16 protein-coding genes are annotated in these 12,784 nt (G+C 68.1%); 7 read left to right on the forward strand and 9 right to left on the reverse strand.

All coding sequences use genetic code 11. The features are described from left to right. Nucleotides 1-13: 13 nt before the first annotated feature. Complete coding sequence (locus NM1_RS23705; RefSeq protein ID WP_169814319.1) at nucleotides 14-502, reverse strand: SSI family serine proteinase inhibitor; 489 nt, start codon at nucleotides 500-502, stop codon at nucleotides 14-16. A 195-nt stretch (nucleotides 503-697) separates the two neighbouring features. Here NM1_RS23705 and NM1_RS23710 point away from each other — a divergent pair, with 195 nt between their 5' ends. Beyond that, entirely contained in the window at nucleotides 698-1,435 is a 738-nt protein-coding gene (locus NM1_RS23710) for an SDR family oxidoreductase (RefSeq protein WP_084519960.1), read from the forward strand. Nucleotides 1,436-1,441: 6 nt separating this feature from the next. Here the strand turns inward: NM1_RS23710 and NM1_RS23715 are convergent, their stop codons facing one another. Beyond that, entirely contained in the window at nucleotides 1,442-2,620 is a 1,179-nt protein-coding gene (locus tag NM1_RS23715) for an epoxide hydrolase family protein (RefSeq protein ID WP_068023786.1), read from the reverse strand. Between the two features lie 102 nt (nucleotides 2,621-2,722). Between NM1_RS23715 and NM1_RS23720 the strand changes: the two genes are divergently transcribed. Beyond that, nucleotides 2,723-3,298, forward strand: a complete 576-nt coding sequence (locus tag NM1_RS23720) for a CGNR zinc finger domain-containing protein (protein WP_068023790.1) — start codon at nucleotides 2,723-2,725, stop codon at nucleotides 3,296-3,298. A gap of 33 nt (nucleotides 3,299-3,331) precedes the next feature. On the opposite strand, the gene NM1_RS23725 is transcribed toward NM1_RS23720, so the two are convergent. The 3 genes from NM1_RS23725 to NM1_RS23735 all read right to left on the reverse strand — a co-directional run bounded on the left by NM1_RS23725 (nucleotide 3,332) and on the right by NM1_RS23735 (nucleotide 5,537). Next, a complete protein-coding gene (locus NM1_RS23725) occupies nucleotides 3,332-3,706 on the reverse strand; it encodes a hypothetical protein (protein ID WP_068023793.1) in 375 nt (124 codons plus the stop codon). A 107-nt stretch (nucleotides 3,707-3,813) separates the two neighbouring features. Next, entirely contained in the window at nucleotides 3,814-4,554 is a 741-nt protein-coding gene (locus NM1_RS23730; RefSeq protein ID WP_246010815.1) for a phosphotransferase family protein, read from the reverse strand. 59 nt (nucleotides 4,555-4,613) lie between these two features. Next, on the reverse strand, nucleotides 4,614-5,537 hold the full coding sequence (locus NM1_RS23735; RefSeq protein ID WP_068023805.1) for an NmrA/HSCARG family protein: 924 nt from the start codon (nucleotides 5,535-5,537) through the stop codon (nucleotides 4,614-4,616). A 101-nt stretch (nucleotides 5,538-5,638) separates the two neighbouring features. Between NM1_RS23735 and NM1_RS23740 the strand changes: the two genes are divergently transcribed. Then, nucleotides 5,639-6,199, forward strand: a complete 561-nt coding sequence (locus NM1_RS23740; protein ID WP_068023811.1) for a TetR/AcrR family transcriptional regulator — start codon at nucleotides 5,639-5,641, stop codon at nucleotides 6,197-6,199. 4 nt (nucleotides 6,200-6,203) lie between these two features. Here NM1_RS23740 and NM1_RS23745 read toward each other — a convergent pair whose 3' ends face one another. Next, complete coding sequence (locus tag NM1_RS23745) at nucleotides 6,204-6,872, reverse strand: DNA alkylation repair protein (protein ID WP_068023812.1); 669 nt, start codon at nucleotides 6,870-6,872, stop codon at nucleotides 6,204-6,206. Between the two features lie 187 nt (nucleotides 6,873-7,059). On the opposite strand from NM1_RS23745, the gene NM1_RS23750 reads away from it, so the two are divergent. The 3 genes from NM1_RS23750 (at nucleotide 7,060) to NM1_RS23760 (ending at nucleotide 9,841) form a co-directional block, all read left to right on the forward strand. Continuing rightward, nucleotides 7,060-7,869: an alpha/beta fold hydrolase gene (locus NM1_RS23750; RefSeq protein ID WP_068023815.1), complete on the forward strand. Its 810-nt coding sequence runs from the start codon at nucleotides 7,060-7,062 to the stop codon at nucleotides 7,867-7,869. 2 nt (nucleotides 7,870-7,871) lie between these two features. Continuing rightward, the gene (locus NM1_RS23755; protein ID WP_068023817.1) at nucleotides 7,872-8,645 is read left to right on the forward strand and encodes a MerR family transcriptional regulator; all 774 of its coding nucleotides are present in this window, start codon (nucleotides 7,872-7,874) and stop codon (nucleotides 8,643-8,645) included. A gap of 257 nt (nucleotides 8,646-8,902) precedes the next feature. After that, nucleotides 8,903-9,841: an SDR family NAD(P)-dependent oxidoreductase gene (locus NM1_RS23760; RefSeq protein WP_068023820.1), complete on the forward strand. Its 939-nt coding sequence runs from the start codon at nucleotides 8,903-8,905 to the stop codon at nucleotides 9,839-9,841. 15 nt (nucleotides 9,842-9,856) lie between these two features. Here the strand turns inward: NM1_RS23760 and NM1_RS23765 are convergent, their stop codons facing one another. After that, nucleotides 9,857-10,504, reverse strand: coding sequence for a TetR/AcrR family transcriptional regulator (locus NM1_RS23765; RefSeq protein WP_068023822.1), 648 nt, complete (start codon nucleotides 10,502-10,504; stop codon nucleotides 9,857-9,859). A 142-nt stretch (nucleotides 10,505-10,646) separates the two neighbouring features. On the opposite strand from NM1_RS23765, the gene NM1_RS23770 reads away from it, so the two are divergent. Further along, the gene (locus NM1_RS23770; RefSeq protein ID WP_068023824.1) at nucleotides 10,647-11,021 is read left to right on the forward strand and encodes a nitroreductase family deazaflavin-dependent oxidoreductase; all 375 of its coding nucleotides are present in this window, start codon (nucleotides 10,647-10,649) and stop codon (nucleotides 11,019-11,021) included. 170 nt (nucleotides 11,022-11,191) lie between these two features. Here the strand turns inward: NM1_RS23770 and NM1_RS23775 are convergent, their stop codons facing one another. Both NM1_RS23775 and NM1_RS23780 read right to left on the reverse strand, forming a co-directional pair. Further along, nucleotides 11,192-11,926, reverse strand: a complete 735-nt coding sequence (locus NM1_RS23775; RefSeq protein ID WP_068023825.1) for an ankyrin repeat domain-containing protein — start codon at nucleotides 11,924-11,926, stop codon at nucleotides 11,192-11,194. A gap of 169 nt (nucleotides 11,927-12,095) precedes the next feature. Then, on the reverse strand, nucleotides 12,096-12,656 hold the full coding sequence (locus NM1_RS23780) for a GlcG/HbpS family heme-binding protein (RefSeq protein WP_068023885.1): 561 nt from the start codon (nucleotides 12,654-12,656) through the stop codon (nucleotides 12,096-12,098). Nucleotides 12,657-12,784 lie beyond the last annotated feature (128 nt).

Raw genomic sequence — 12,784 nt, forward strand, 5'->3', positions numbered from 1 at the left:
GCACCCGGCCCGATCAGACGTCGAACACGGACTTGGTGGTCGCCCGCATGACGCACCGGTTGGAGAAGGTGCCGTAGTCGGCGAGGGGCGCGCCGTGCCAGGTGCCGCTGATGGTGGCGACGAGCGGGTCGAAGTTCTGCGGGCAGATGGCGGGATCGGGGACATCGGTCAGCGCCCGGAGATTCCCGTCCGCCGCCTCCAGCTCCGCACAGGCGAGTTGCGCCCGGGGATGGTTGCCGCCGACCTCGGGCCCACAGGTCAATGTCGCCACCCGGACACCGAGATGCGTTGCGTCCGGCGCGATCTCACGCACGGTGAGCACCAGCGCCGAGGGCACGGTCGAGTCGGTGTAAGCATGTGCCGGTGCCGCCGTCAGCGCCGATCCCACCGCGGCGATCGCGATGAACGCCGCCCTACCCGGCGATGCCCGGGCGAGCGTGTTCCGCAGGGCGCTCTTCCACATGGCGCGACGGTAGCCCGCGGAACGCGGCGTGGTCCACATGCCTCGACGGTACGGTGCGTGTCGCGGCGATTGCCAGGCGCGGCAAGGCTCACGCAGCCCGGGCGGAGGGCAGGGGGACCGATCGCTTGACTTCGAGTGCGCTCCAGATTGAAGACTGTGCTCCATGATCTCGATCGACGCACCACCCACCGCCGGGGTAACCGGAAATATGTCCACGCCGGGCGGAGGATCGTCATGATCCACGGCAAGGTTGTCGCCGTCACCGGCGCCAGCAGCGGCATCGGCGAAGCCACAGCGCGCCACCTCGCCTCCCTGGGGGCGGCCGTCGTGCTCGGTGCCCGCCGCACCGACCGGCTGGACCGGCTGGTCGCCGAGGTCGAGGCCGCCGGGGGCGAAGCGGCTGCCCTTCGCGTCGACGTCACCGATCCCGACGACCTCCGGGCGCTCGTCGCGCTGGCCGTCGAACGCTTCGGCCGCCTGGACGTCCTGGTGGGCAATGCCGGGGTCGGCAGGATCGGCCCCGTCGCCGATCTGGATGTCGACGGCTGGTCGGCAATGGTCGATGTGAACCTCAAGGGCGTTCTGCACGGGATCGCCGCGGCCCTGCCGGTATTCCGCAGCCAAGGCAGCGGCCACCTCGTCACCGTCGTCTCCACCTCGGGCCTGAAAATCGTTCCTACACAAGCGGTTTACGCCGGGACGAAGAACGCGGTGCGCACCCTCCTGGAGGGCCTGCGGCAGGAGAGCACCGACGGGATGCTGCGGACCACGTCGATCTCCCCGGGCTACGTTCGCACCGAACTCATCGACCATGCCGTAGACGATCCGGCCGCGCGCGAGCAGGCGAGACGGAACATGGCCGATCTCGGTATCGATCCCGCGGCCGTGGCCCGGGCGATCGCCTTCGTCATCGACCAACCCGACGATGTGGAAATCGGCGACCTGACAATCCGCCCGACTCGCCAGGGCTGAGCCCGTTCACCGATGAGCGGCCAGCACGGCCGCGAGACCTTCCCGCACGTCCTCGACGAAATACTCGGGGACCTCCAGCGACGGGAAATGTCCACCGGTTTCGGGAGTCCGCCATGTGACGATCTGCCGGAACCGTTCCTGGGCCCAGGGGCGCGGGCATTTCTCGATATCGTGGGGATACACACTCAGTGCCGACGGGACGTCGACCCGGAGTTCGGGGTCGAGCGAGTTGTGGCTTTCGTAGTAGATGCGGGCCGCCGATGCGCCGGTCCCCGTCAGCCAATACAGGGTGACATTGTCGAGAAGCCTGTCCCTGGAGACGGTTTCGAACGGGCTGTCTTCGGTATCCGTCCACGCGGCGAACTTGTCGAGGATCCAGGCGAGCAGCCCGACCGGTGAGTCGACGAGCGAGTAGCCGATGGTCTGCGGCCGGGCCGCCTGCTGCTTCGCGAATGCCGCGTGCAGCCCACCGGCCCAGAAATCGCTGGTTTCCTCGGTCCATGTGCGTTCGGCCGCGGTCAGCCCGTCCGTCGACAATCCGGGCGGCGCCTGCGGGGTCAAATTGTGAACGCCGAGAACGTGATCCGGGAACCTGCCGCCGAGGATCGTGGTGATCACACCTCCCCAGTCGCCGCCGTGGGCCGCGAACTTGTCGTAGCCGAGCCTGCCCATCAGTTCCACCCAGGCGGCCGCGATCTTTTCGATTCCCCATCCGGTGGTGGTCGGCTTATCGCTGTATCCGAAGCCCGGTAGCGACGGGGCCACGACGTGGAACGCCGGTGCGGCCGCATCTTTCGGATCTGCCAGCTCGTCGATTACATCGATGAATTCGGCGACGCTGCCCGGCCAGCCGTGCGTCATGAGCAGGGGAGTGGCATCCGCGCGTGCGGATCGGCGGTGCAGGAAGTGGATTCCCAGACCATCGATGGTCGTGCGGAACTGACCGATCTGATCGAGGCGCTTTTCGAACGCTCGCCAGTCGTATTCGGTGCGCCAGTAGTTCACGAGATCGACGAGATCGGCGAGCGGAACGCCCTGATCCCATCGGCGCGGGTCGGGCGCGGCGCGATAGACCGTCTCGACTTCCGGCAGCCGTGCCGCGGCCAGTCGCGCGCGCAGATCGTCGAGGTCGGCGTCGGTTGCGTGGGCTTCGAAAGCTTGCACGTCGCTCATGGGACGAGGCATGAGATCTCCTGGTCGTCGTGGAACCGGCTCAGACCGATGTGAACCGGCTAAGACGGTTCTAACATGTTCCATGCCCGACTGGCAACCAGCTAAGGTGGTTCCATGCGTGCTGAGTTTCCTGGCTTCCGCCTCGGCGCCGTGCTGGCGACGAGCTTCACGGGGACCCTGTCGGAGCGTCGCGGCAACCCCGTCGAGCGCATTCCCACGCCGCAGCGACTCGTCGACTGGCTGGCGGTGAACGGCCTCGCCGTGGACTCCTGCACTCCCGCCCAGCTCGAACTCGCCCGGAAACTGCGGGAGGCGATTCACGCCGCCGCGACGGCGGCCGCGGTCGGGGACCCGCTCCCCGAGTCCGCCGTCCAGATCATCAACGACCGCAGCATTCAGGGTCGGGCCGCAGCGGTCCTGACGCCCGAGGGCGATCGGCGATGGCGGCTCGGCTCGACGTCCTCCGTCGAAGACGCTCTCGGCGTTATCGCCGCAGACGCGGTCGACATCATCGCGGGCGAGCGAGACGGAAAACTGGCCCTGTGCGCCTCGGAAACCTGCCGGGCCGCCTTCTTCGACACCAGCCAGAGCCGCACCCGCAAATGGTGCGAGATGAACACGTGCGGAAACCGCCAGAAGAAGGCCCGCTTCAACGCCGGCCAGCGCAAGAACCCCAGCTCGGGAAAGTGATCCGCGATCGTCATTCGTCGAGCCGGGACTGTCTCACACCCGCCAGAATGCGACGTATTCGTCCGTGTTCATATACGGATAGGAGCCCCGGCACACGGCGGCGGAGGTGTCGTCCGGAGCATCCGCACGTCCTCCCCAGATGAATTCGCTGTCCGACGATAAGCTGCTCGTTTTGTAGCAGAGGTTACGGATCTGAAACTTGCCGCTGCCCTTGCATTTTCCACTGATCGAGCCGTTCTTACCGTAACGTTTGCTCGTCACGTGACAGTCGTGGGGCTTTCTGGCGTCGTCGACCTGGGAGTTGTCGATTTCGACCGGTTCCGCTTGTGCCTCGGCGCTTATCGGGAAGACGGCTACGGCCAAAGCGTATCCCGTCAGAGTCACCGCGATCTTTGTCCATTTACGCATTGCATTTCCCCCCGTTCGGTGTGTTCCTTCGGTATCCGCCGAGTCTGAGACCCGGGAGAGAACTCGGAAAGCCCCGAAAGTCTTTGCCTGCGGATTCAGGGGTCGCCTCACAGTTGGGATTTCAGCACGTCGACCTCGCCGCCCGGTGTTGTCGGGTCGAACCCGTGCTCGATGAGCCAGCGCACGCCCAGCAGGCTTCGCAGCGACCACCATGCCCGGATCACGTCGAGATCGACATCGGCGCCGTAGCCGGCGACGACGTCGGCGAGGTGCTCCTGGTGCCCGAGCGTCAAGGTGGCGAGGTCGCGCAGGCCGTCGCCCCGGCCCGCCTCGGACCAGTCGAGCACGCCGGTGACCTCGTCGCCGTCGATGAATACGTGGCCGACCTGCAGGTCACCGTGGGTGAACACCGGTGTCCACGGCCGCAGCGCGGCCTCGGCGATCCGGCGGTTGCGCGCGACCACATCGGCGGGGAGAACGCCGTTGGCCACGATCCATGCACATTCACCGTCGAGCTCCGCCGCGCTCTCCTCGGGATTCCGGCCGGGCCACGGCGGCAGCGGCGCATCGTGCAGCACCCGCACGGCGGCACCCGCCGCGGCCCACGCCGCCGCCGACGCGGTCGACGGCTCACAGAGGCGCCCGAGCGCCGCCCCCGGAAGTGTGGCGAGCGCCAGCACAGGTGGCTTGTGCCACAACACTTCCGGAGTCGGAATCGGCGCCAAAGTCATCGCCTCCACCTCGACGGCGGCACGCTCCTGATCGGCATCGACCTTCAGGAACACATCACCGACCCGCAATGTCGCGCGCTCATGATGAGCGACAACGACTTCGACTTCCTCCTCCACGCCGATCATTGTCGCGCTCCGGCCGTCACCGCTGCCACGGGTTTTCGCCCGCGCCGAGCTCAGGCGTTGGGGCCCATGTACTTTCGCGCCCAGTCCTCGAAGCTGGTCAAGGGGATGCCGAGGTCGGTGGCGTACTGGGGACGGCCGGGCTGTCCTGCCACGTTCAGCCATTCGAGCGCCACGCCCATGGCCGGCATGCCGGCAGCGAAGGCCTGTTCCTCTGTCATATCCGGTGCGGGCAGGTGCGTTCCGAGCGTGCGGGAGAGGACCTCGGCGATCTCGGTCATCGACAGGTAGTCGCTCGCCAGCTCCAGCTCGACCCCGTCGAATCGCTCGGGCGCGGTGATGGCCGCGGCGGCCGCGCGACCGATGTCGTCCACCGCGACCAGCGACAGCCGGGTCTCGGGATTGATGACACTCACCAGGCCGCCGTCGATGCCGCGCGGGAACATGTACGCCATCGACGGCAGGAAGTTCTCCATGAACGTGCCCGGCTTGAGCAGCGTCCAGTGGGGGAATCCGGCGGCGCGGACGCGGTCCTGGATCGCTGCCTTGGCACCCATGGACGCCGCCAGCGAAGCCCAGCGCCCCTCGTCCCAGCCCGGTGTTTCGGTGTGCTGACCGGCGCCGCTCACGGAGGTGTGCACGAACTGCGGCACCCCCGCGGCCTTCGCGCCCTCGACGAGATTGGTGCCCTGGGTTACCTCGCTATCGAAATCCACTCCCGCCGAGGTGAATTCGGGCATCTGCACGGAGAACACCGCGCGGGCGCCCGCGGCCGCTCGAATCACCGAATCGCGGTCTCGTAGATCCCCGGTGACCAGTTCGGCGCCGAGTGCCTCGACGGCATTGGCCCGGGTGGTCGCCGGGTCGCGCACCAGGGCCCGGACCGGAACCCCCGCCGCGAGTAGTGCGCGGGCCGTGGCACCGCCCTGCCGGCCGGTGGCGCCGGTGACCAGAACTGGTGCGGAAGGTGCGGACATGATGCTCCTCGAGTGCTCGACACGTAAACGGCGGGACCCGCCATTTATCCTCCGCTACGATATGGCGGGGCCCGCCGTTTAGCAACCCTGGAGGTGATGCCGTGCCCGAGCGTCAGCGTGCCGACGCCCGCCGCAACTACGCGCGGGTACTCGCCGTAGCGGAGGAGGAGGTTGCCGCCCACGGCGCCGCCGCGTCCCTGGAGCAGATCGCGCGCGTCGCGGGGGTCGGCTCGGCGACCGTGCGTCGCCACTTTCCGACCCGCCGCGCGCTGCTGGAAGCGGTGTCCCACAAGCGGATCGACGCACTGTGCAGTCGCGCCCGCGACCTCACCGGCGCCGAGGACAGCCGGGCCGCACTGCTGGATTGGTTGAGCGATGTCGTCGCGTACTGCGTCAGTGCCCGAGGACTGGCGGTGGCGCTGTCCTACGACAGCGCCGGGGCGGACCCGGCGCACGACAACGCTTGCTCCTCGGCCTTGGAGGAAGCGGGAAATCCCTTGCTGCACCGCGCAGTACGAGAGGGAAAGGTATCGACGAGCGCCACGGTTTCCGACTTGATCATGCTGATCGTAGGCATCACCTTCGCCACCGAGCACGCCCCGGACCCCGCCGACCATGCGGACCGGCTCTTCCAGCTGGCAGTGGCGGGACTGGGGCAGTAGGTCGTTACTTGCCCTGTCGCCGCACCATCTCTGCGATCCAGGTAGGGGCGTACGGGGAGGTGCAGCCGGGCGAGGTCGGGTAGTCCTCGAGGACCTGCAGGCGCTCGCCGATATCGATTGCGCGGGAACGGTATTCGGCGTGTTCGATGCCGATCTGTGCGAGACAGGTGTTCATCGCCCACTGCAGGCGATCCGGGGCGCCCTGCATCTCCGCCTCGATGGTGTCCAGCAGGCCCGCGAGGTCGAGACCCTCGGGCTGCTTCGCCACGCGGTCGGCGGTCAGGGCCCAGCCCGCACTCGCGACCACGGGATCCGGATCGGCGAACCAGGTGAGGCGCAGCTCTTCGGCGTGCGGGTTCTTCTTCACCACGTAGCTCAGCAGCCAGTCGTGCACCTTGGGCGTGCGCGCCTCGCGCAACATGACATCCAGCTCGTCGCGCTCGAACGCCTTCGGGCGGCAGATCAGCAGCGCCAGCAGCCGCGCGGCGGTGTCGTCGGTCGCCCAGAGTTCCCGTGCGAGGTCCTGCTGCGTCTTCAACCGCTTCGCGACCGCCCGCAGCTTGCCGAGATTCACCCCGTGATCGTCGCCGTGCTTCTCGTTCACGGCGCGTGCCTTCGGATCCTCGAGCGCGGCCAACTCGGCCAGCACCTCGCCCACCGTCGCCTGAACCACCTCAGCCTCCTGCCGTCGTATGCGAGATCCTCAGCAGACCCTATCGGGGTACAGGAGGTTCCCACCTCGACCGATCGCCCTACTCACGATGTCGCAACTCTCGCGCCGCCGTCCTTGCGACAACGCTCCAAGAAAGTTCTGGAATCGGGTTGACCCTGCCCCTAGGGCAGGTTTTTAGCGTTGAGGCATGCGAAATTCACGAAACAAACAACAGTCCTGGACCGGATACGTGTCGGTGGACGACACTCGCTTGGCCGTCACCGACACCGGTGGCGAAGGCCCCGCGGTGGTGTATCTCAACGGCGCGTACTCGAGCCAGCCGGCCTGGCGACACGTGATCACCGAATTGGGCCCCGGGTGGCGGCATATCACCTTCGACGAGCGGGCGCGCGGCCGCTCGAAGAAGTCGGCCGACTACTCCTTCGAGGGCACCATCCGAGACCTGGACGCGGTGCTGACCGCTCGGGGTGTCGAACGGGTTTTGCTGGTGGGCTGGTCCTTCGGTGCGGCGGTCGCGGTTCACTGGGCGGTGCGAAACCCGGACCGGGCGCGCGGCCTGGTCCTGGTCGACGGCGGCTATCCCTACGACTGGGTCGACGAGGCCGCCGAGGCGCAGATCCGGCAGCAGTTCCGCCGGATGCGGCTGTTCATCCCGCTGCTGGCCCGCGTCGGCATGGCCGCGCACATGACCGCCGACCAGCACGCCGAGGTCAACATAGAGATCAACCGGGTCTTCGGCGCACTCGGCAACTGCTACGACCGCCTGACGGCGCCGGTGCGGTTCGTGGTCGCCTCCGGCGCCAGTATGGGAGGCACCGAATCCGAGCTGGCCAGGATGCGCGCCACCCTGGACCCGGTACTCGACAGACGGCCGAACATCCAGGTCAGCGCGACCGCGACCGGCAACCATGTCACCATCCTGCGCAAGGACTACCGTGCCGTGGCCGACGCGGTGCGCCAAGCCGCGGACGTCGCCACGCGAACCGAAACGAGCTAGGAATGCACATCGGACTCACCACCGGTCAAGCCGCCGCCTTCGCCGACGTCACCGTGAAAACCGTCCGGCACTACCACCGTCTCGGCCTGGTGGACGAGCCCGAACGCGACGCCTCCGGATATCGCAGATACGGCTCGCAGCAACTGCTGCAACTGGTCCGAGTCCGCACCTTGGCCCGTGCCGGGGTCCCGCTCGCCGAGATCCCGGCCCTGCTGGAAGCCGACCCGGACCAGTTCGCCACCGCGATCGTCGACATCGACCAGCGACTCAGCCAGCACATCGCCGAACTCACCGCCCGCCGTGTCACCCTGCACCGGTTGGAGAACGGCGACCGGGCCCTGCTGCCCGATCGCGCCTGCGCTCTCCTGGACCGACTACGCGAACTCGACCTCGGCCCCAAGATCGTCGACGCCTACCGCGACAGCCTCATCCTGGCCAAGGCCCTTTTCCCCGACCACTTCGACGACTACCTCACCGATTTCGAAACCGCCATGGCCGACAGCGTCTACGCCGAATTGATCCGGCAATGCTGGGAGGCCGACGATTGGCACACCGACGACCCGCGGATTCCGGAACTGGCAGAACAGGTAGCCGACCACCTGCTGCGCCACCCCGAACTGACCCAATTCACCGGCAACCTCGCCGCCCCCGACGGCGCCACCCGGTACGGAGTGATCAACCACCACGGCCAGCAGCAGCCCTCCACCTCGGCCCGGCTGACTGCCCTCATCGAACAGCGTCTACGCGCCGGCGGCGTCGACATCCCCCGGCAATGAAACCCCAAGGCCCACAACTGCCGAACATTTGTCAGCACTTGGGACGTACTTCTACCCGTCCAACGTGGTTGGTGTTGCCCGTGTGATGTCAGTCAGGAGCTATCGTCGGCGACTGCGCTGGCGCTGGCGGCCATGCCAGCTCCGACCCGGTCTGCCAGTTCGCCGACCTCCGCCTCGGCAAGCACGAGATACCCGGCCTTGTCGCGTGCAAGTGGGGTGTGAGGTTGGTGCAAGGGTCGTCCTCGACCATCGAAGGCATGACATGGAATGCGGGGCGTTCGGGTGTGGGGAAGACGGTTCTGGTTACCGGGGCCGGCGCCGGGATCGGGTACTTCGTCGCCGAGCGAGTAGCGGCGAGCGGTGCGACCGTCGTGCTGGGCTGCCGCGATACCGCCAAGGCCGACCTCGCGGTGAGTGCGATCGGCGCACGGGTTCCGGGTGCTCGAGCTCGGTGGGTGCGCCTGGATCTCGCGGATCTGTCCATGCTGCCGACGGCGGTGACCGACCTCGGCGTCGATCGCCTCGACGCGGTCGTGCTCAATGCAGGGGTGCTGCTGTCCGATGCCGATCGCCGCTTCAGTCGCCAGGGCCACGAATTGATGTTCGCGACAAACCATCTCGGGCATTTCGCGCTGGTCCATCACCTGTCGCCGCTGCTGACCGCCGCCGACGGCCGCGTGATCACCGTCGGCAGCTTCGCCGCCCGGTCGGAACGGCTGGACCTGGCCGACCTGCAGTCCGTCCACGACTACCGGCCCAAACGCACCTACGCACGATCGAAGTTGGCGCAGATGCAGTTCGGTTTCGAGCTGGACCGCCGCCTGCGCGCACACGGCGCCGACACCGCGAGCGTCGTCGTCCACCCCGGCGGCGCCTTGGACGCGCTGACCCCCTCGCGTCCGCCGCTTTTCACCCGCACCACCGCGCATCGCCTGCGCGGGCTCACCGCCGGTCTTCTGCTGCACGGCAAGCAATCCGGCGCGGAATCCGCCGTCCGAGCGGTACTCGACTACGGCATAACGAGCGGACAACTCTGGGGCCCAAGGGTTTTCGGACTGCGCGGACAGCCACACCGGGAATCACCGCATACCCACATGACCGACCCTGAGACCGCGGCCGAACTGTGGTCTGCCAGTGTGGAACTCACCGGCGCCGACCCCTTCGGCCGACAATCGCCGTCCGCGCCGCGCGGATAGCCAACCGGCGGCGAGTCAACCCCGGCGGGCTTCGAGCGCGTCGAGTATCAGATCCAGGCCGTAGTCGAATTCCTCCGTGTGGTCGTAACCCGGTCGCAGGGCATGATCGACGATCATCTCCCGGAGGTGCGGGAAGCGATCCGGCGGCAGTTCTTCGAGGAGGGGGCCCGCCACGTCCTCGACGTCGGCGGGCGTCGTCATCGGCAGGTTCGCCTCCTGGAGGACGTAACCGCCGATATAGCTGTCGATGAGCGAGACGGCGTGCGCGGCCATCGGCAGCGTGAACCCGGCCTTCCGGAGCGTTCCCAGGACGGCATCGTGGTGGCGCAGCGTGGCGGGCCCGGGGTTGCGGCGAGAGTCCACGAGGCCGAGCGCCCATCGGTGCCGGGACAGGACTTTCCGCGCGGAGCAGGCGCGCGCACGGATCGCGCCGCGCCAGTCCTGCTCGCCGCCGGGTAGCTCGATGGCCGCGAACACGACATCGACCACGCCGTCGAGGATCGCGTCCTTGTTCGGCACGTGGTGGTAGAGCGACATCGCCTCCACGCCCAGCTCCTGCGCCACCCGCCGCATCGTGATCGCTTCCGCGCCACCGCGATCCGCGACCCGGACGGCGGCTTCCAGCACGCGATCTCTGCTGAGCGGTAACGGTCGTCGTGGCACTGCGACTCCTGGGCGCGAGGGTGTTGACAGGTCGGCTGAAGCCAGCCTACCTTACACATGTAAGTCAACCTTACAGTCGTAAGTCACACCGCGCTGGATCGGCGGAAACCTCCGACCAGCCGGGCGAGAGAAGGAGACCGCGATGCCGATGCCGAGATGGTGGGGGCACGTGAACAAGCGGGTGTTCAACCCGCGCGCCGTCGCGAGCGGGAAGTGGCCGGTGCTGATACACGTCGGCCGCCGATCGGGCGCGACGTACCGCACGCCGATGGACGCGCACCCCGTCGACGGTGGTTATCTGTTCGTCCCGGTGTACGGCCCGGGCGCGGACTGGGTGCAGAACGTCCTCGCGGCCGGTTCCGCGCGCCTCCGGATCGACGGCGAGGAACTGGAACTCACCGCACCCCGCCTGCTCGGGAAAACCGAAGCGCTTCAAGCCCTTTCCGACGACACCCCCCGCCCGCCCAAGCTGCTCCACATCACCCAGTACCTCCGCATGGACCGCGTGTCCGGATAGCTACCGAGCGCGAGCCGCGGCAGCATCGCCGTCACTTCGAAATCGCGCCCCATGCGAGGGTCGTCCTCGACGGCACTCTGACCGAATGCTGGTCGTGACCGAAACGCTTCCGGCGCAACGACTTCGCGACAACTCTGCCGCCGCCGTGTCCGCACCGGGAACGTCGCGAACTACCGGTCGCGGAGTAGGGCCGCTATCTCGGATTGCCCGCGCTGGACGGCGTTGTCCAGCGCGGTGGCGCCGGAGTTGTCGCGCTGGGTGGTGTCGGCGCCCGCCTGAAGCAGGGCCGCGACGACCTGCTGATAACGCTGGGAGCCGTCCCCGTAGATGACCGCCTCCTGCAGGGCGGTCAGGCCGAGGTCGTTGACGTGGTCGACATCGACCCCCGCCGTGATCAGGCGCTGCACCGTGCTCAGCGCACCGTGTTCGCTCGCCGGGATCAGCGCGGTACCGCCGTAGCGGTTGACGCTGCGGAGGTCGGCGCCGAATTGCAGTGTCAGGTCGAGGATTTCGTCCAGGCCCTCGGCCCCGGCATACAGGTATGCGGAATCCTGCAGATCGTCTTTCGCATTGACGTCCGCTCCGGCCTGCACGAGAATGCGGGCCGCCTCGGTGGCGCGGTTCTTGGTGGCGGCCACCAGCGGTGTGCGCTCATGGTCTCCGCGCGCCTCGAGATCGGCACCGCGGTCGATCAGATCCTGCACCCTGCCAACGTCATTGGCCGCCGCGGCCGCCACCAGTTGTCGTCCCAGTACAGGATCCGCAACCGGCGATGAAGCTGAAGTAGCGTCCGCCGCGGTTGTGGTGGGCGGCGGTGCCGGTTCGCTCGCGCCGGTACTGCACGCGGCCAAGGCGATTGCGGCGGCGATCAGTCCGATCGCACCGACGGGCTTCCGAAATCTCATGTACGAACCTTCTATAGGTGGGGCATGCCCCAACGGTGTTGGTGTCAGTGGCGGGCCGGGTTGCAGGCTCGCAGGTTCAGGCCGAGCCAACCGTCAACCTGTGCGCCTGCACGGTTGAGACCTGTTGTCCCGCAGCGAATCACCGGCCAGGGCGGGACCGCGGTCCGCATTACCGGCCGAGCGCGTCGACACCCGCCTTCGCGAAGGCCTCGTCCTGGTCGCCGCTCGGTGCGCCCGCGACGCCGACGCCCGCGATCGGCGCACCCTGCGCGGTGATCGGCGCGCCTCCGGCCAGGAACAGCGTGCCGGGGATGTCGGCGAGGCGGGGAGTCTTATCCAGCCGCGTGGACAGCTGCGAGGTCGGGGCGTTCCAGGAGACGGCGGTATAGGCCTTCTGCTCGGCGGATTCGAACGACTGCGGCCCGGCGCCGTCGCCGCGCAGCTGCACGATGACGTTGCCGTCGCGGTCGACCACCGCGACCGATACGCGCTGTCCGGCCTTGGTCGCGGCGTCCATGGCGCTCTGTGCCGCCTTGGTCGCGGCACCGACGGTGAGGCGCGTGGTCGACTGCAGATTCCCGTCGGCGGCCTCGACCGCGGCGGGGGCCTGGGCGGCCGGTTGCGGGGCCTGGGCCTGCACGGTCATCACACCGGCCGCGCCCGCGGCGACCACCCCGGCCCCGGCGACGCCGATCAGGGCACGCTTGCGGATGCTGAACGTCGAAGTCATGGGATTGCTCCTGTCGCTGATCAATTGCTGGAGCGGCGGTCTGCCGCGATCCATCTGCACTCCATGCTGCTGCCGCAACGGGCCCGGGCCATCGGCGCTCCGGGTCGAGCGGGCGGGAGAAGTGGTGG

The organism is Nocardia mexicana NBRC 108244, assembly GCF_001613165.1.
Lineage (GTDB): Bacteria > Actinomycetota > Actinomycetes > Mycobacteriales > Mycobacteriaceae > Nocardia > Nocardia mexicana.